The sequence below is a fragment of the Dorea sp. AF36-15AT genome (assembly GCF_003477705.1).
GTDB classification, from domain to species: Bacteria; Bacillota; Clostridia; order Lachnospirales; family Lachnospiraceae; genus Claveliimonas; species Claveliimonas ammoniilytica.
This window is the reverse complement of the sequence record NZ_QUDV01000002.1, coordinates 200,030-218,976: the sequence shown is the minus strand read 5'-3', so window position 1 is coordinate 218,976 and position 18,947 is coordinate 200,030. Positions and strand designations below refer to the sequence as shown.

The following is an 18,947-nucleotide window of genomic DNA, read 5'->3' as shown; positions in this document are numbered from 1 at the left end:
TAAAGAACACCTTCTTTCACAATTCTACCTGCAGTTCTCTTCTTTTGTTATCCGACCTTTTGCTGTTTTGCGGTTGAAGAACTTGCTAAGCGCAATACCAACAACAATCACCACACCAAACTGCAACAGTACAGTACCTGTATTGTCCTGAATAATAAATGGATTCAGCCATGTATCCGGGAACCATTCCTTTGTCTGAAGCAGCCAGTAGCCAACCATAATCACTACCAATACAGGCATGATGCGCATACATGTATTAAAGTACCATTTCGGAAGGCGAATCTCTGCACCCTTCGCATTGACTTCTTCTGTTCTTAGCTTCTCTACACCATACTTGATTGCGAGAATTGCTATAAAGGCTCCACTAACGAGAAGTCCGAGTCCCCATACCCAGTCCTGATTATCAATATTATTCAGAGACCATGCCGAGAAGCATCCTGCCACGAAACCTGCGAAACAAACGCCTACAACAGCTTTCTTACGACCAACACCCATATCTACCACACACTTCACCCCAACTTCGATCATTGAGAAAAGCGAAGTAATCGCTGCGATCGCAAGCAGTCCAAAGAAAATAAACGAAATAAATCTTCCACCAGGAATCGTTGTAAACAACTGATAGATGTAAATGAATGTAAGTCCGAAATTACCCTGGCTCAATGCTTCCGTTGCCGCTTCCGGTGTTGCAGAAAGTGCGCAGATTGCCGGAATTACAACAAGTCCGGAAAGAATTGCTCCGAGGTTATCGCCAAGCCCCATGATCAGACAGCTGGTCGGGACATCCTCATCTTCTCCTACATAATTAGAATATGTGATAATAAAGCCCCATCCCGCTCCGGTACTCCAAGCAGCCTGAATAAACGCCTGGATCCAGGTATTCGGACTCAGGATATACTCTTTCTTAATTGTAAACAAATACTGAAGCCCCTGATCCGCGCCCTTTAATGTCACTGCATAGATTGACAGCCCAACAAGAATCGCAAACAATGCCGGGATTGCAACTTTACAGAACTTTTCAATTCCACCTGCGATCCCCTGATACACAATAAAGCAGGCTAACGCAAATCCGATCGCATGAAAGAAAATCACCTGTGCCGGCGAATCCGTAAACGAAGTCCAGATCGCCGCCGTAGTATCTGTTGTCAGATTCGTCTCAAATGAAGCAACGGACTTCACAGCATATTTAAGGCAGTATCCCTGAAGCACGCAATAATAGCTCATAAGGAAGAAACAAACCGCAACCACAAAGAATCCCATCCACGTATATTTCTTTCCGCCGAAATCACGGAAAGATCCAATACATCCAAGTCTCACCTTTTTACCGATCGCCATTTCCGTTGACAGAAGCGGAACCGCAAAAACCAGCATTGCAATTGTCCAGGCCAGAATAAAAGCTCCTCCTCCATTCGCCGCACAGATTCGAGGAAAGCGCCACACATTACCAGTTCCAATACACATACCCAGAGCAGCAGCTATATACCCTATGGTACTAAATTTTTCCTGTTTCCGTTCCATAAAATAGCCCCCATTTCCATCCACAACATACGCAAGTCATGTTGCTTAATATCAATTACCCACACTTCATCTTTATCTAAATTTTATCATCGCGCTATCTTAAAGTCAATATTGAAATTATATATATTAATGTCGCTATAACTAGTACTAATTGCTAAAAGCATATAATTCATCTTATTAACCGATCTATTTTCAATCTTATTTAAGTATTATATTTATTTTTATTATCAATTCGTTTCTATATACATTATTGTCATTTTTTTAATATTTAATTATATTAGTTATTCTAATGTCTATATTATTACGTCTTATGTCATAGCTATCTCAAAAGAAAAAACACGGAATTTCCAGATGTATAAAAAAGAACTGCCCCGTAACGGTTTGTCCACTAGAATCCAGTCTAGTACTAATTCTAGTCCATATTCTAGTTTTGTTTAAGAAAAATTTAATTATTTGCCCTATATTGATTGACTTTTAACAAGGAGACTGATACAATCAAATTAAAGAAAGTGACACATATTTCTATAGTGAATTTGACAAATCGGGGTGTCAGATTCACGTACATATATAGGCGTGATCACTTTGCACATTTACAATTTTATATTAATCTGGAGGGATGTTTTATGGCAATGTACATTTTGAAGGGACTTTGTGTAATCGGTATTCTTCTCAACGTTATCCTTATGGCTAAGAAGACCAAAGAGCTTCGTGCTAATCCTGAAAAGGATCCTGAGCTTGGACTTAACGGTGAAGAATTGTGGAAACGTGGATTACAGCCAAAAAACTTAATCGCCACATGTATCATCGGTTTCTTTGCTAACTTCTTCGATACTTTAGGAATTGGTTCTTTTGCACCTTCATCAGCTGGATTCAAATTTACTAAGGCAGTAGACGACATCTTAGTACCTGGTACCCTTAACGTAGGTGATACCGTTCCTGTATGTGTAGAGGCTTTCCTGTTCTTCGGTTTTGTTGAGATGGATATTCTGACACTCGTTCTGATGATTGTTGTATCTATTCTCGGATCATTTGTTATGGCTGATGTCGTATCTAAGTTCGACCGTAAGAAAGTACGTTATGCTCTGTTCGTTGGTCTGTTTATTCTCGCTTCAGTAGTTCTTATGAAGAACCTGGGCGTTGGTCCGTTCGGTACACAGGGCGAGGCACTTGGACTTCGCGGAATCAAGCTTGTAGTTGCTGTTGTTGGTAACTTTATCTTTGGTGCTCTTATGAGTATCGGTGTAGGTCTGTATGCACCTTGTATGGCTATGGTACTTGCACTTGGAATGAATGCAAGTTGTGCATTCCCAGCTATGATGGGATCTTGTGCATTCCTGATGGCTTTCGGTAATGGTCCGAAATTCGTCTCAGCTGGACGTTTTGATCCAGTTGCATGTTGGACACAGGCTATCTTTGGAGCAGTTGGTGTATACGTAGCTTACAAATTTGTAGGATCTATGGATATCAACGTTTTAACAAAGGTTATCGTTGTGGTTGTATACATCACAGCATTCTTGTATCTGCATGATGCTATCAAGAAGGGCGACGCAGCATAAAGCCTATCCAAAAAACTTAATATCGAAATACAAAGGAGTTTGAATCTTATGATTCAAACTCCTTTTTCATTGAATGAATTCTTTTATTTTTCTTCTTTATTATCTTGATCCGCTGCCATCTGCATTTGCGTGGCTCTAATTTTCGCCTTAAGCACTGCATTCTTACAGACATTTACAAACTTCGCAGGCTTCCATATATATTTAGCCCCGCTCTTCTCCAGAATAAAATCCTTGAACAAAGATGCTTCTCCTGTAGTAAAATTCGCCTTTTGTAACACAATCAGATCATCATTATGCATTCCCAGATAATAGTTTGTTTCATCTTCCCAGACACAATACACCTCTTTATAATTAGCAAGGTGTTCTTCCGTCCCTTCTTGTGGCTTATCAGCTCTTATACCGGTATTACCAAATAGATATGTTATCTCTTCATCTACATTAACCTGCGGATTACTCTTCATCAAATACACCGATATATACTTTCTGAACAACCCCATCAATATCAGTACCGCACCAAATATATAGCCAATTACTTTTCCAACCATTGCAATGCTATCTGCCTGCTTATACATCAAACCAATCAACATCACGCCCATTGCAATCATATAAACCGTAGCTGCCGGATGTTCCACCCTGTTCTTAAATTCTATAAATGTCAGCATCAGCCTGGTGTCACGTTTTGTTTCCACCACATAATGATTCTTTCTGCGATCTTCCTGAAGCTCCTGATTCATATTCTCCATCTTATAGCCACATCCCCTTCCAGTCTTTCATAACAAAAGGGGAAATACATTTCCACTTTCAGGAAATGCATTTCCCTTTGTATGTATATCTTTATTTAATTGCTTTTTCTTCGCGTTCTTTCTTCTGCATCTTGAGCTTCAACAGAGCCTTTGCTTTCAGGCAGTCTAACCTGGTCATGTTATTCTCGCCCACAACATCCGTCTCTGTTCCGTCCGCGCTCTTATTAATATCGATAATCGCATCCAGATAGTCATTAACAACTACGAACTGAGCAACCGTACCGTTAAATGTAATTCCCGTTACCGGAATACCCCTTTTACCGATCTGCTCTACAGTGTTCGTATAGTCAACATGACTGTTGCCCCAGCCATCGCAGGAAATAATAACTCCGTCTGCTCTCATACATTCTGCCATAACAGCAGCTCTTGTTCCTACGAACATCTTCTCTTCATTACCATCCGGTGTTCCTACAAGAAGGATTCCAAGAAGATCAAGGTCTGTATCCTCTGATACCACTTCCAACAAAGGATCTCTAAAATGATGTAATGTAGTCTCTTTGGTCGATGGTCCAATTCCCATAATTCTCTTCCTCCTTATTGCATAGAGCGGATGATTCCGTCTCTGTATTCATTCGGTGTGATCATCACCGGCATATTCTCCATATCAATAATCGACTTGGTTCCCTCTGAACTCGATGGCTCTTTCGGGAACATATGAGTATCATACATCGCACCCTGTCCGGCTACCTGCTTAATAATCAACACACGCTTACCGCCCGGACGCACCACATCGTTGTAGACATGCTTTTCTGTACACTGATTGCCATTAAAATTCTTCAATTTTGCTCTAAAAATATCAATAAACTTATCACACAACAGATGTGCTTCCGTCGGGCCAGGTCTCTCCTGTCCCATGCCCGCCGCAAGTGTTACATCAAAAGAAATAATTACATCATTATCCCCAGGTGTACCTGCCCGGTTAAGTACCAGCTGATCCTTCAGATTACCTTCAGAGGAGCCAAATTCATGGCACTGCTTTCCATTCACATCCACTCCGGTCAGCATCACATATACACCCGTAATCGTATGCGTGATACCCTCTCCAAGCACTCCAAGTACCTTTGTCGAAATCGGGATGATATCCATGATCGTATTCGTCCACCGGTCATGTTCACCCGGCTGGATCACCTGAATATCAATATCTTTAATATACTTCGCATCCTTCAGCAAATCCGGAATGATGTCTTTACACACGGTCATCTTACCGCCTGTCGTAATATCGTTGCGATCCCCCATCACAACTGTATCCATATGATACGCCTTAATTGTGAGCCGGCGTAGTTTTTTCTCTTCAACTGCCATAATAGAGCTCCTCCTTCTGACTCATATTTCAGATTCTAATCTCCAAATTATCTAATTATATTTTACCATAATCCCAAATTATTTCAATCATTTCAGATATTTGTTCTTACTTTTCTTACAATTAAATCAGGTAATAAGAAAGGGAAATGGCTAAGCCATTTCCCTTTCAATCTAACGACTAACTATTAGATCTTAGCAACATACTCGAATGGCAGCGGTACGATCTTTCCAGGTGTCTGGATCTCTTCCAGCTGCTGAAGAGTAGCTTTAACGATAGCTGTCTGCTGTTCCACATTGTGTGGACCACCTGCATTAGCACCCATCGGAACCAATGGAGCAACGGCACGTGGTGTACCAGTCTGACGTACAACTGGTGGAAGGGCTGCAATAATTACTGTAGGAATTCCAGCCTCTTCAATCGCTCTCTGCACCAATACTGCAGAGCGGTGGCAGGTACCTCATCCAGCTGTGAGGATTGCTGCATCTACGCCTTCCTCTTTAAGCATTGCTGCTACTGCCGGACCAGTCTCGTGTTTGAACTTCTCCTGGTTTCCGCCGCCACCCATGAATCCAGCATGGTAAGGAGCTGTAGCTTTGATAAATCCTTCTGCTGCTAATTCATGAAGTCTGTCAATCGGGAACATACAGTTAATGTCTTTGTTAACATCACTGTTATCATATCCACCATGGGATACCATCAATTTGTCTGATGGGCACTTATCATCGATCTTTCTCCATGTGAAGTCACCTGCAAGGTTGAATCTTTCCTGATCAATCTGATGTACACCTGCTGCTGTAGCAAGCGCAACTGTCATATCTTTCAATTCTTTCTCTACTGGTGTCCATACCATCGGTGGAGTAATTGGAACGAAGATTTCTGATTGTAATCCTTTAACAACCGTTAAACTCATTTTTATTCCTCCTCTTTCTTCAAGCGAGCGCTCATTTCTGCTTGTTTACGACGCTCTTTTTCTAAATTGCTGACGTACTTTTCATGGATTTCAGCGCCAAGCTGCTCTGGAAAACTCATATGCCATCCGAATTCCTGACCGATCTTCGGTTCAGTATCGCAGACAAACATTCTCTTAGGAGCCTTAAAATAGCCCAGTCGCCCTTTCAAATCTACACTGATGCTGCAATCATCAACATCCACGCAGATTCCTTCCATATATATGATTCTGTCACCATATTTCAAACGTTCGTCATTCATTTAAAACACCTTTTTCTTAGTTATATCCTTTGTCGATACGTTTCTGGCTAAGCGGAAGTGCCTGCTCGTTTTCTACAACATCCACTTTAGTTCCAATAGCCTCTTCAATTGCCTCAAGGTTAGAAGCTTTTACGTTCGGATTCCATTTCTTTTCAGCCGGTTTGATTGCCTCGCCTGCCATCTGAGTCTTGAGCATCTCAAGAGCACGAACTGCATCTTCGTGGCAAAGAGTATTGTTACCAAGAACCTCATTCTCGATACCAGCTTCTGATTTGTTGTTATCAACCATTGCTGTCATGTACTTGTTACCAACTACAAGTGCTCCCTGAACTGCACAGTATGAAAGTCCTACTACCGGAACTCCTCTCATACCAATCTGCTCATGGTGGCTAGCAAAGTCGATATGGTTATTTCCAAATCCTTCTGTTGTAACGAATGCTCCGTCAACGTCCATCATTTCTACTGTCTGACCAAGTCTTTCAGATACATAGAACTTCTCAGCATTGATCTGCGGAGATCCAACAAAGATTACACCACAAAGGTCGATTTCCGGATCAGCCAGTGCCTCAAGTACGAGTGGTTCTCTCCAGTAATGTCTTGTCATCTCTTTAGATGCAGGTCCGATACATGTAAGAGCATGGATACATCCATCAAGAACTTCCAATGGGCTCATACATACTGGCAGGTTACCAAGGTCAACGTTAGCTCTTGCTCCGAGAATTCCACATGGCTCTACTGGCAGGATAAAGTTATCATGCATAGCGCCCTGTCCCATGATCTCTTTACAAATAACTACTTTCTTCTGGCCTGGATGACGAACCTGTGTAAATTCTTCTGTATCTACTACAAGATCCTCTTCAAGCTTCTTCAGAGCTTCACGGATTTCCTGTGTAACGATATCAAATGCTGTATGTGCAGCCATAGGTCCACGACGCTCCATGTTAGTCTTAGCCTGAACCACGATATTACCTTTGATGAAGATTTCACCCTTATCTGGGCATCCCGGACGTCCCCACATAATGTTTTCGTCCATATATCCTTCTGAAGAACCGAACTCACCAATCTGAACTCCACCTTCATCAGTTCCAGAAAGCATCATGATAGCGCCATCGATTACTCTTGTAACGCCCTGACCGATCTTAGCATCGCCTTCTTTTGTAGCGATTGGCTGAACATCCATGATAGTCTCTGAATATGTGTGATACTGAGCTGGTGTAACGACTTCAAGATGGAAATCTTTAACAAGATCAGAATCAGCAATTACGTCTGCTTCAATACCTTCACGGATTGTAAGAACTGTTCCCTCGATCTTTGTCTCAGGTCCTCTCTTAACCTCTGTGATTGCAAAATGTTTTCTAGTAAGGCTTCTGATAACCTTTCCTTCTGTTGCTAATGTCTCTGCTGTAGGAGCTGCAACTGGAGCCGCTGCTGTTGCTGTTGCTGCCGGAGCAACCTCTACTACTTCAGAACCGCCTTCGCCAAGCGCACCAACCGGAATTGAAAGATCAATGTCTTTTCCTTCTCCAATGTGGATTTTCAGAACTCCGCCTGCAACTTTTGCTGTTGTTGCAACTGGAGCTGCTGCTACCGGTGCTGCTGCTTCCTCTACTGGAGCTGCTGCTTCCTCTACCGGTGCTGCTTCCTCTTCTACAGAGTCTTTGTAACCCTCCATATTATCTGCTGTAAGTGGGCTCAGAGAATCGCTTGTCTTTGTAAGTTTAGCGCCCAGAACCTGACCGATCTTCAGGCATCCATCAAGATTAAGTAATCCTGAATCTACCAATTCATCGAAAATCGCCGGATCTTCAAGATTAGCTGGTTCAATAATGACTCCAGCTTCTGCTCTACAGCATAACACTGCAGGATCATTTGCGTGCTGTTTCGCTGTTTCAGCTGTGATTGACATAACATTTACCTCCTTGTTTATTTATAGATTTCTCCATATTATATATAATCGCTTCGGGATTAGAATATCGGGGTAGTTCGCCTCCCTATGCGAATTATACCGCTAATACTGACAATTAGTCTTCTACATTGATATCCTGGTCAACATGCTTAGATACTGTAAGCTGACGATACTGTGTATGACCAATTGCTCTCATTACATGGTCTGTCTGATGGAATACTTTAAGTCCCATCTGTGGTGCAGAAGCCATAACCGTGTTAGAACAGTCTGAACAGTTACCAATGATGATGTATTCACATCCATCTTTCTTGAACTGCATGTTGTTCTTAACCTGTCCCGGGCAGTTACCTGGACGCAGACACTTCAGTGGTGCACCCGGCTTGTTCTCGATCGCCTGTTTACATCTGCATACAGAAACAACTTCTCCATGCATCTTCTCAGCGATTGTACGCATACGAGCTTCATTACCGCCGCATGCACAGACAAGAAGACCAACTTTCTTATCTGTAAGGTCAGGCATTCTATATGTTGTAAGAATTGCACCTGTTGTCTTAGTTGTAGGCTCATCAAGCTCTGCTGCACGTCCTGTGAACGCACCACCCATGATGATCTCACCAACTGAATCATCTTTATCAAGTCCGCCTGCCATCTCGATCAGCTCTCCTACAGAGATACCAACCGGAACGTCCATGAATACATGAGCTGCGTTGCCGCCCTTGATATTACCACGAACTGTAACATTCTTAGAAATACATGGTTTCTTCTCTTCGATTGCTTCAGCGATCTTAGCAACTGTCTCGAGGTTGATTACAACTGATCTCGCTGCTGACGGAAGCTGTGTGGTATCAAGGTTAACGCCCAGACACTCACGAACTACTGCACGTTCTTCACCCATTGGGTAGATATCCGGAAGCAGGTGAACAGAAATGTTCTCCTCATCCTTCAAAGCATCCAGAAGCTTAAGAACTGCTTCTCTATTCTTCTTCTTAATAGCAAAGATTGCTTTATCTGCTTTTGTAATCTCCATGCAGTATTTTACTCCACGGATAACCTTGTCTGTCTGCTCGATGGTCTGCTTAATATTATGAGCAAGACCCGGCTCACACTCAGAGTCGTTAATCAGAATGTAGCTGTGCTCCAGTTTGAAGTCTTTTGGAAGCTCTGGGTTGATATCCTCTCTGAACTCACCCTGCTCTGTTGCGGATAAGTCGATATTCAGCTTAATTCCTGTCGGGAATCCAGCTCCACCCATACCTACAATACCAGCTGCTTTGATCATATCAAGCTTTGATGCATCTTCCGGCACATCAATCGGTACGAACTCATCTGGCTGTTCTGCATCTGCCTTGATAACGATACGGTCTTCAAGGATCTCAGATACTTCACCGTAAACACTTGAGAAGATATTAGCTCCCAAGCCTGTTGGTGTGGCAATCAATGTACCTTTTTTTACCTTATCACCTACAGCTACGCATGGGGCACAAGGTGCACCTACGTGCTGACGTAATAATAACTGTACTTTTTCCATGACACACATCTCCTTTTCTCATACTTTGATTGTTATTATATTAAGTAAAGACGAAATACTTTGAACCTATCCCGTCCAACTTATCTGATTGTATCTATAGGTAAAATCTATAGACAATTTAGTTTGTCGAACTTTTATCATGTTTGTCAAAAGACTATCTTTTTCTATAGGTTTCAATACCTTTCTTTTGGCGGAGGCATGTGGGAATCGAACCCACCCAGGACGCTCCTAACGCCCAACACTGGTTTTGAAGACCAGGAGGCACACCAGTTGCCCATCTACCCCCGTATTACATATCATGCCTACTTAAGATAACACATAAAAAGCCTTATTTCAATAGCTTTTTTACATTTTTATAATATCAAAAAAGCATTGACTTTTCAAGGCATTTCAGCCATAATGAGTATAGAAAGATTGAACCCGGTACTAGACAGTAGACTAGACCGGGTTATAGAATACGGTCTATTTGTTAATATTTCATCATTTTACCGTATTAAATTGTTTTTTTACAAATACATTATCATAGATTTTATCAATACTTGTTATTTTTTCACTTATGCTATTTATAGAATTTATCTATAAATTATGACTTTAAAGGAGGGTAATGCTATGGAATTGAAAGCAAATGTGAACTTTGACCGATTTGAGGCTGCACTTCAGGTAGTAGATGCACACACAGTTGGCGAGTTCTGTCGTATGGTCATCGGAGGATTCCCTGAACCAGAAGGCAACACAATGATCGAGAAGAAAGATTGGATGGAAAAGAATTATGATCATGTTCGTACAGCTCTTATGTTAGAGCCTAGAGGACATCATGATATGTTCGGAGCTTTTCTCTGCGAGCCAATCGATAAAGAGGCTGATCTTGGTGTTATTTTCATGGATACAGGCGGATACCTGAACATGTGCGGACACTGCACCATCGGAGCTGTTACTGTAGCAATCGAGGCCGGACTCGTTGAATCTCACGAAGGAGAGAACAGCGTAGTTCTGGAGGCACCTGCCGGCCTCATTCGTACAACTGCAGAAGTTAAGAACGGAAAGGTAACTGGTGTTACACTTACTAACGTACCTGCATTTGTATATAAGGATAACCTTACTGTTAATGTTGACGGAAAAGAGATTCCTTATACTATCTCATTCGGCGGAAGTTTCTTCGCACTGGTAGACACCACTAAGCTTGACATTGGACCTATCGATGCTAAGACAGTACCGGAGTACATTTCTCTTGGCATGAAGATGCGCGACCTGATCAACGAGCAGGTTGAAATTCAGCATCCGACACTGGACATCACAGAAGTTGACCTTGTAGAGTTCTACGGACCAACTCCTAATCCGGATCATGCTACCATGAGAAATGTCGTAGTATTCGGAGATGCTCAGGCTGACCGTTCACCATGTGGAACAGGTACAAGTGCTAAGCTTGCTACTCTGCACAAGTGGGGTGAGATCGGTATTGGCGAAGAATTTATCTACGAAAGCTTCATCGGAACCACTTTCAAGGGTGTTATTAAAGAAGAAACCAAGATCGGTGATTACGATGCAGTCATTCCTATGATTACAGGTACAGCTAACCTGACAGGTGTTGGTACATACCTGATCGATCCGGAAGACAAGTTAAAATATGGTTTCTTAATTGGTTAATATGTGATATAATCACTTGGAGAGCAACCGAAGGCGGGTTCTTAATAGAACTCGCCTTTTTTGGAAGATATAAACCCGTTCCATCTATCGGTTATCTCTCCACACGTTATACCATAACAGAAGGGGAATGATCATATGCCGCGGAAACGACAATCCACCAAAAGCCGTATCGTTAAGTCTGCATGGAATCTGTTTTACAAAAACGGATATGACGACACCACAGTAGAAGACATCATCACAGCATCCAAGACATCAAAAGGCACCTTTTATCATTATTTCAAGAGTAAAGAGGGGCTTTTGAATACATTGTCTTATCTGTTTGACGAAAAATATGAAGAATTATATAATGTAGTAGACCCCAACTTATCGTCCTACGACAAATTATTATTCTTAAATCATGAATTATTTTATATGATCGAAACCAGTATTGACGTCAGCCTGGTTGCTTATCTGTATTCAGCCCAGTTGGTCACTAAAGACAAACGTTCCTTGTCCGATCACAAGCGTTTTTATTATGTATGGCTTAGCGAGATCATGCAGAATGCACTGGACTCTGGTGAATTTGCACCAACTTCCTCTGCTAAAGATCTGATGGATATCTATGCCATGTTCGAGCGCGCACTGCTATATGACTGGTCACTCGTAAAAGGGAAATTCTCTCTGACAGAAAAGAGTGATACCCTGTTGCCACATGTACTGGATGCATTTGTAAATGGATTATAAAAAAATGGTTCGAGACCATCTGATCTCGAACCATTTTTATACCATTAATTCATGCATTTCCTGTTCCTGCACACCGATGCTTTCTATCACCTTCCGAATCGTGTCACGATCCTCTATTCCTGCACACCATGATAAACCGCAGCCAGCCGAAATCTCTCGCGGTACAGGGATCAGTCTGCCAGGAGCTCCTGCTTCTTTACAGGCTTTCTCCATAGCCATCGCATCTGTGGTCGTGTGAAATGTCACAACCAGCTTTAATTCTTTTTTGCGCATGTCTCTTCTCCTTATTCTTCATCCACAGACAATTCCTGAATTGCACGAATAGCTGTGTCCACTTCTTCTTCTGTATTGTAATGAGAAAAACTGAATCGCACAGCTCCCTGTCCGACCGTTCCGAGTGCTTCATGCATGAGTGGTGCACAGTGTGCTCCCGGGCGGATCGATATATCATAATCCATCAGCAGGGCATCTCCCACTTCTGAGGAATCATACTCTCCAATATTCAATGTAACAATCGGGCAACGGTTCTTCGTAGTGAAATCTCCGTATACCTTTACATTCGGAATATCCTTTACGCCTTCATAGAATCTCCACATCAATTCCTGCTCTCTGGTGCGGATCTTATCAATGCCCTCTGCCATCAGATATTCTACTGCCGCATGAAGTCCTGCGATTCCATGACCGTTCAGGGTTCCTGCTTCCAGCGCCGTCGGCATTTCCTTCGGATGTGTTTTGCTATAGGTCTGCACTCCGCTTCCGCCGCTTAAGAGCGGGCGTACTTCCAGTCCTTCTCTTACATACATACCGCCGGTTCCCTGCGGTCCCAACAGACTCTTATGCCCTGTAAAACACAGAATATCAATATGCATTTTCTGCACATCAATCGGAAATACTCCTGCCGTCTGAGATGCATCTACGATAAACAGCACGTTATACTTCGCTGCGACAGCGCCCACCGCTTCCACATCCACATAATTACCAGTCAGATTGGAGCCATTAGTGCATACGATTGCCTTTGTATCCGGTCTGATCGCTGCTTCCAGATCCGCAAGATCCATCACGCCTCTCTCGTCTGTTTTTACAAATGTAAGCTCTACACCTTTTTTCTCCATCTCATATAATGGACGTAGGACAGAATTATGCTCCATAACCGTTGTAACCACATGGTCTCCCGGATTCAGCACACCTTTGATGGCAATATTCAGGCTTTCCGTGGAATTTGCTGTAAATACAATCTGTCTGGGACTGGTGCCATTAAAAAAACGGCACAACAGCTCTCTGGTGTCATAGACTGTTCTTGACGCACTAAGCGATGCACCATGAGCACCGCGCCCGGCATTCCCCATAGATTCCATTGCAGCCGCCACTGCCTGAACGACCTCTTTTGGCTTCTGCATGGTAGTTGCCGCATTATCCATATATATCATAATACCACCCATTTCTATCCATATTATTTCTTATGTTTCTCATACGGATACACTTCCTGTACAATTTTCAAAAAATGTTCTGCGGATAAAGATAACTGATGATTCTTATTATAAACCACGTTGATATCTCTTCCATCATCTGCTCCCGGTATATGGAACGCAAGGACATTTCCATCCGCTATTTTGTCCGCTGCTGCAAGCTTCGACAACAACGACACACCCATACCGCTGCAGACAGATTTCTTAATCGTCTCCTGGTTCTCAATGCTGGCAATCACATTTAACTGCTCACCGCGGATGCCTGCTGCCTTCAGCTGCTTCTCCGCTTCTTTTCTGGTTCCAGAACCTTCTTCACGCATAATAACCGGTTCGTCAAGAATCCACGAAATATCATCCGGCGTCTCAGCACGTTTCCGATACACTTCTGTGTTCGGCGTGATGATCACCAGTTCGTCTTTATAGAATGGAAAATATTTGCAGTGCTTCTTTTCGAGCACAGTTCCGGTAAATCCAATATCCACCATATGCTCGACCACCTGATTAACCACATTTGCACTGTCAGATTCCATGATCTTAAGCTGCTCTCCCGGATATTTTTCGTTAAATCTGGCAAGAATCTTCGGAAGCAGATACTGGGATGGGATTGTAGATGCCGCAATGGTAATACACTGGCGCCCCATTTTCCTGCGTTCTCCAAATTCTTCCTCAATCCGTTTCTCCAGATCTACCATCTGACTGGCATAACGGTACAGCGTCTGACCTTCTGCCGACAGACTGACTTCTTTTGTATTTCTGACAAACAACCGCACTTCCAGTTCTTTCTCAAGCGCAGAGATATGCGCACTGATCGTCGGCTGTGTCAGGTACAGATTCTTTGCCGCTTTGGAGAAGCTGCCGCCCTCTGCCACCTCTACAAATGCTTCTAGCTGCTTTAAATTCATTAGTATGCTACCCTTTCACTTTCTGCTCCGACACGCTTTGTCACCTTAATGCTATCCATATACTCAATGATCGGCTTCGCACTCTTCCGACTGGTCTGGAACAGATCTCTCACTTCCGCTGTCGTAATAACCTCGCGTTTCTTAAACTCTTCCTGGATCATCGTCTTCGCTTTTTCCATATATTCGGTCAGGGTATAAAGGTCATCGGAAACTTTTACGATCCACTTCTCTTCCAGGAGAATATTTAATATATCATCTGCCACAGCCTTATCTTTTTCACCAAAGGCAATGTCAGAATAACGTACAAAATCATAACCCGCTTTCCGCACGGTATCCAGAATCTTCGCAGACACACGGTCATACACCGCATCTTTTCTCACTTCGTACTCTGCCGTGCACAGGTATTCTTCCATGCGCTTTAAGGCACCTTCCTGCTCCAGATATTCAACATAGTGGTCAAATACCACCGGCTTCATCTTCTTCAGATAGGTTACCTGCACTTCTGCTTTTTTCATACCATAGCGGTATGGATATTTCTCTTCATACTGTTTCAATGCTTCAAGAATCTTCTGACGCATTAACTTCTCAGATCCCACATGCCACAGATAGAGATCCTTTCTTGTAGCAAATGTAAGAATCACGCCAGAATCCTTTAACGTCTGTACATCCTCAGCCACCTCTTCCGGGGACATAGCGGTAAGCCTTGCCACCTCTGCCTGTGTCAACAGCTCTTCTCCGTGTTCACGAATCCGCAATTCGATGACATCAATGGATGAACCGGATTCTTTGCGCTTCAAATCTTCAATCACCGGTTCCTGGAATCGTCTGTGGATCACCGGATTCGGCTCCAACACCACACCTCCGCCGATAGTCTCCATCGGCGAATAGAAACGGAGCACGAACTTATCTCCTCTGCGAAGTGCAATCTCTTCTTCCAGCCTGAGCTGTACATAGCCACTCTCACCCGGTCCGATTTCTTCTTTATCCAGAAGCACAGCACGGCACAGAATTTCACTGGTTCCGGTAAACAAATGCAATCTGGTATGATTGGTCAGCACACGCATGGATGACTTCAGAATATTCACTTTCACATCCAGCAGATCTGTATTTTTCATACTGTTTGGCGGTGCAAGTACACACCCGCGGGCTAACTCACGCTTCTTGACATTGGACAGATTAATAGCCACACGCTGTCCCGCATAACAGCATTCCTGATCCTCTCCATGCACCTGAATACTCCGTATCTTGCTGGTCTTACCAATCGGATAGATTTCTACCGTATCTTCTTTTGTGATCGTACCGGAAAGCAGTGTTCCGGTAATAATCGTACCAAATCCGGATAACGAAAATACACGGTCAATAGGAAGTCTCGGAATCGTTGTAATATCCTTTTCTTCCACTTCATCCTGCATCATATGGTCAATCTCCCGCACCAAAGCATCCAGTCCCTGACCGGTAGCCGCTGATACTTTCATCACCGGCGCATGTTCAAGGAACGTGCCTTCCAGTTCTTCACGCACTTCCTCTTCTACAAGCTCCAGCCACTCTTCATCTACAAGATCACATTTGTTCAGTACAATGATACTTTTCTGAATACCAAGCAGCCCGAGGATATCCATATGCTCTCTGGTCTGCGGCATCACACCTTCATCAGCTGCGATTACCAGCATAACCAGATCCATGCCCACCACTCCGGCTACCATATTATTAATAAATTTTTCATGACCCGGAACATCAATAATTCCGGCACGGTCACCACTTGGGAGGTCAAACCAGGTAAAGCCAAGGTCTATGGTGATCCCTCGCTTCTGTTCTTCCTCCCAGCGGTCTGTATTGCGCCCGGTCAGGGCTCTGATCAAAGTAGTCTTTCCATGATCGATATGCCCTGCCGTACCTATTATCACATGTTTCATTCTAATATCTCCAGCCTATTTCTCCTGCCCCAGCAGTTCCTGCAGTTCTGCTGCGATCAATTTGAAATCTTCTGTCTCTACTGTCCGCACATCCAGCATGATCGTGTCATTAACCGTTCTCGGAATCATCGGCACGGTCAGATGCCGCATCTGGTCTTCCAAAGCCGCTACGCTTTCATGCTTTGGGCGGATAGCTACTGCCATACTTGGTATCCGCTCCATCGGGAGTGAACCGCCACCGATCTGAGATTCGCAGGATACCACATCCACCTTCGCCGGGATATCTGTCGAACGAATCGTTCTCGCAAGACTTCTTGCCCGGCGCGCCACCTCGTCCAGTGGCTCTGTGATCATACGCAGCACCGGAATATGCTGAACTGCCTGTTCCTCTGACAGATATTCCTGAAGAACCAGTTCCAGTGCAGCCGCTGTGAATTTGTCGATTCTCAGCGCACGGGTAAGCTGATTTCTCTTCATCATATCAATGTATTTCTTCTTACCGACAATGATACCTGCCTGCGGGCCGCCAAAGAGCTTATCGCCGCTGAAGCACACGACATCTGCCCCTTTAGCCACCGACTCCTGTACAGTCGGCTCATACGTCAGACCGTATTTGGACAGATCGATCAGCACACCACTCCCCAGATCTTCAATCACCGGAATGCCATGCTCCTTCGCGATCGGCATCAGTTCATCGATTCCTACCGATTCAGTAAATCCAACGATCTTATAATTGCTGGTATGTACTTTTAACAATGCTTTTGTTTCTTCTGTGATATTCTCTTCATAATCACTGACATGCGTCTTATTAGTCGTACCCACTTCCACAAGCGTCGCACCACTCTGTGTCATTACATCCGGAATACGAAACTTACCGCCAATCTCGATCAGTTCGCCACGGGACACGATGACCTCACCGCCTTTTGCAAGGGAACTTAAGATCAAAAGCACAGAAGATGCATTATTATTAACAGCCATGGCTGCTTCTGCTCCTGTAATCTTACACAGTAATTTCTCAAAATGTGAATAACGCTCGCCGCGTCGTCCCTCTTCCAGGTTGTATTCCAAATTGGAATAGCCTGTCACAATGTCAAATGCTTTCTTCATATGTTCCCGGCTGATCGGTGCACGTCCCAGATTGGTGTGCAGGATCGTACCCGTGCCATTGATTACTTTCTTCATATTAGGAGTGTGCATCTTCTCTACAGCATCTCCGATATGAGATATCAGAAGTGCAATCTGCTCCTGTGCTTTATCTTCCTCATCACAGCCGCCGATGAACGCTCGCAGGTTATCCATCTCTGCGCGAATCGCTTCCATCACAGAATCACGGCTGTATCTTTCAATCATTTCCTGGATTGCCTGATTCTCTAACAGAACGTCAACCTTCGGAATACTGCGGTATAATAGATTTTTATTCATGACTTCCGCCTCTCTAATACAGTCTGATTAACTTGTCACTCTTCTCAGCCACACGTCCGATCACAGACACCTTAGTATCAATGCCAGAGCGTGCAAAATCCGTCAGCATCTGTTCCAGATACTCCGGTGCTACGCTGATCAGCAGCCCACCTGATGTCTGTGGATCGTAAAGCAGATCCAGATAATGTTCTTCTATACTTCCTGCCTCTACTTTGTCAATGGAATACCTGCGGTTCTTATAAGCTCCGGCAGGCACAAGCCCCATCTTGGCATAATCGATTGCATCTGCAAAATACTCAATATCACGCACCTTCAGTTCAAAGGTTACTTCACTGGCAGATGCCATCTCTACGCAATGCCCCAACAGCCCAAATCCGGTAATGTCTGTGCAGGCAGATACATCATAACGCTCTACCACCTGCTTGCCGATCTTATTCAGCGAAGCCATCACTGTCTGTGCTTCCTGTATCGCAGATGGTGATGCAAAATCCGCTTTGATCGCGGTATTCACAATTCCGCTTCCGATCTGTTTCGTCAGGATCAACACATCTCCCGGCCTGCATCCGTAGTTCTTAAATATCTTATCCGGATGTACAAATCCGGACACGCACAGACCATATTTGGGTTCGTCATCCTGCACGGAATGACCACCTACAAGTACGGCTCCCGCTTCTTTTACCTTATCTGCACCTCCTGCAAGAATGTCTCCCAGAATTGCCGGATCCAGGCAGTTCGGAAAGCCTACAATATTGAGTGCCACAGCAGGTTCGCCACCCATCGCCCAGACATCACTCAGCGAATTGGCTGCTGCGATCTGTCCGAACATATATGGATCATCCACGATCGGTGTAAAGAAGTCTACTGTCTGAATCATGGCAATGTCGTCTGTTACTTTATAAATAGCGGCGTCATCAGAAGTCTCTATTCCAACCAGCAGATTATCATCCTGGAATTTTGGCAGCTTACTCAGAACCTGAGCAAGGGTCTCCGGACCTATCTTAGCTGCTCAACCCGCTGTCTTACTGAGACTTGTCAGCTTAACGTCTGTTTTCATTCT

At 43.8% G+C, this 18,947-nt stretch carries 17 protein-coding genes and 1 tRNA gene; 3 read left to right on the top strand and 15 right to left on the bottom strand.

All coding sequences use genetic code 11. The features are described 5' to 3' along the window. Positions 1 to 24 precede the first annotated feature (24 nt). Positions 25 to 1,515 carry a sodium-dependent transporter gene (locus tag DWZ93_RS05210; RefSeq protein WP_118452181.1) on the bottom strand — a complete coding sequence of 497 codons (1,491 nt, stop codon included), beginning with the start codon at positions 1,513 to 1,515 and terminating at the stop codon, positions 25 to 27. 623 nt (positions 1,516 to 2,138) lie between these two features. Here DWZ93_RS05210 and DWZ93_RS05205 point away from each other — a divergent pair. Further along, positions 2,139 to 3,071 carry a permease gene (locus DWZ93_RS05205; RefSeq protein WP_243061126.1) on the top strand — a complete coding sequence of 311 codons (933 nt, stop codon included), beginning with the start codon at positions 2,139 to 2,141 and terminating at the stop codon, positions 3,069 to 3,071. An 83-nt stretch (positions 3,072 to 3,154) separates the two neighbouring features. Here DWZ93_RS05205 and DWZ93_RS05200 read toward each other — a convergent pair whose 3' ends face one another. The 8 genes from DWZ93_RS05200 to DWZ93_RS05165 all read right to left on the bottom strand — a co-directional run bounded on the left by DWZ93_RS05200 (position 3,155) and on the right by DWZ93_RS05165 (position 10,106). Next, entirely contained in the window at positions 3,155 to 3,814 is a 660-nt protein-coding gene (locus DWZ93_RS05200) for a YcxB family protein (protein WP_118452180.1), read from the bottom strand. A 91-nt stretch (positions 3,815 to 3,905) separates the two neighbouring features. Further along, positions 3,906 to 4,394 (bottom strand): glycine/sarcosine/betaine reductase component B subunit, encoded by a 489-nt coding sequence (locus DWZ93_RS05195; protein ID WP_118382486.1) that lies wholly within the window; start codon positions 4,392 to 4,394, stop codon positions 3,906 to 3,908. Positions 4,395 to 4,408: 14 nt separating this feature from the next. Beyond that, positions 4,409 to 5,176 carry a proline reductase cluster protein PrdD gene (gene prdD, locus DWZ93_RS05190; RefSeq protein WP_118452179.1) on the bottom strand — a complete coding sequence of 256 codons (768 nt, stop codon included), beginning with the start codon at positions 5,174 to 5,176 and terminating at the stop codon, positions 4,409 to 4,411. 185 nt (positions 5,177 to 5,361) lie between these two features. Next, positions 5,362 to 6,087: a D-proline reductase (dithiol) protein PrdB gene (gene prdB / locus DWZ93_RS05185; protein ID WP_118452178.1), complete on the bottom strand. Its 726-nt coding sequence runs from the start codon at positions 6,085 to 6,087 to the stop codon at positions 5,362 to 5,364. A 2-nt stretch (positions 6,088 to 6,089) separates the two neighbouring features. After that, on the bottom strand, positions 6,090 to 6,386 hold the full coding sequence (locus tag DWZ93_RS05180) for a CBO2463/CBO2479 domain-containing protein (RefSeq protein WP_118452177.1): 297 nt from the start codon (positions 6,384 to 6,386) through the stop codon (positions 6,090 to 6,092). A gap of 16 nt (positions 6,387 to 6,402) precedes the next feature. After that, the gene (gene prdA, locus DWZ93_RS05175; protein ID WP_118452176.1) at positions 6,403 to 8,292 is read right to left on the bottom strand and encodes a D-proline reductase (dithiol) proprotein PrdA; all 1,890 of its coding nucleotides are present in this window, start codon (positions 8,290 to 8,292) and stop codon (positions 6,403 to 6,405) included. A 115-nt stretch (positions 8,293 to 8,407) separates the two neighbouring features. After that, positions 8,408 to 9,820 (bottom strand): proline reductase-associated electron transfer protein PrdC, encoded by a 1,413-nt coding sequence (locus DWZ93_RS05170; protein WP_118452175.1) that lies wholly within the window; start codon positions 9,818 to 9,820, stop codon positions 8,408 to 8,410. A gap of 188 nt (positions 9,821 to 10,008) precedes the next feature. Beyond that, positions 10,009 to 10,106 (bottom strand) — tRNA-Sec (locus DWZ93_RS05165). Between the two features lie 323 nt (positions 10,107 to 10,429). Between DWZ93_RS05165 and DWZ93_RS05160 the strand changes: the two genes are divergently transcribed. Continuing rightward, a complete protein-coding gene (locus tag DWZ93_RS05160) occupies positions 10,430 to 11,464 on the top strand; it encodes a proline racemase family protein (RefSeq protein WP_118452174.1) in 1,035 nt (344 codons plus the stop codon). Positions 11,465 to 11,599: 135 nt separating this feature from the next. Then, a complete protein-coding gene (locus DWZ93_RS05155) occupies positions 11,600 to 12,187 on the top strand; it encodes a TetR/AcrR family transcriptional regulator (RefSeq protein WP_118452173.1) in 588 nt (195 codons plus the stop codon). A gap of 36 nt (positions 12,188 to 12,223) precedes the next feature. Here the strand turns inward: DWZ93_RS05155 and DWZ93_RS05150 are convergent, their stop codons facing one another. The 6 genes from DWZ93_RS05150 to selD are packed head-to-tail and all read right to left on the bottom strand — an operon-like array spanning position 12,224 to position 18,944. Beyond that, positions 12,224 to 12,460, bottom strand: a complete 237-nt coding sequence (locus DWZ93_RS05150) for a DUF3343 domain-containing protein (RefSeq protein ID WP_118382477.1) — start codon at positions 12,458 to 12,460, stop codon at positions 12,224 to 12,226. Between the two features lie 11 nt (positions 12,461 to 12,471). Next, a complete protein-coding gene (locus DWZ93_RS05145; protein ID WP_118452250.1) occupies positions 12,472 to 13,614 on the bottom strand; it encodes an aminotransferase class V-fold PLP-dependent enzyme in 1,143 nt (380 codons plus the stop codon). Between the two features lie 23 nt (positions 13,615 to 13,637). Then, the gene (locus DWZ93_RS05140) at positions 13,638 to 14,555 is read right to left on the bottom strand and encodes a selenium metabolism-associated LysR family transcriptional regulator (RefSeq protein WP_118452172.1); all 918 of its coding nucleotides are present in this window, start codon (positions 14,553 to 14,555) and stop codon (positions 13,638 to 13,640) included. Beyond that, positions 14,555 to 16,468, bottom strand: coding sequence for a selenocysteine-specific translation elongation factor (gene selB, locus DWZ93_RS05135; protein WP_118452171.1), 1,914 nt, complete (start codon positions 16,466 to 16,468; stop codon positions 14,555 to 14,557). Before selB ends, DWZ93_RS05140 begins: the two co-directional genes overlap by 1 nt. A 15-nt stretch (positions 16,469 to 16,483) precedes the next feature. After that, positions 16,484 to 17,890, bottom strand: coding sequence for an L-seryl-tRNA(Sec) selenium transferase (gene selA, locus DWZ93_RS05130; protein ID WP_118452170.1), 1,407 nt, complete (start codon positions 17,888 to 17,890; stop codon positions 16,484 to 16,486). A 13-nt stretch (positions 17,891 to 17,903) separates the two neighbouring features. After that, the gene (gene selD, locus DWZ93_RS05125; RefSeq protein WP_199665894.1) at positions 17,904 to 18,944 is read right to left on the bottom strand and encodes a selenide, water dikinase SelD; all 1,041 of its coding nucleotides are present in this window, start codon (positions 18,942 to 18,944) and stop codon (positions 17,904 to 17,906) included. Between the last annotated feature and the right edge of the window lie 3 nt (positions 18,945 to 18,947).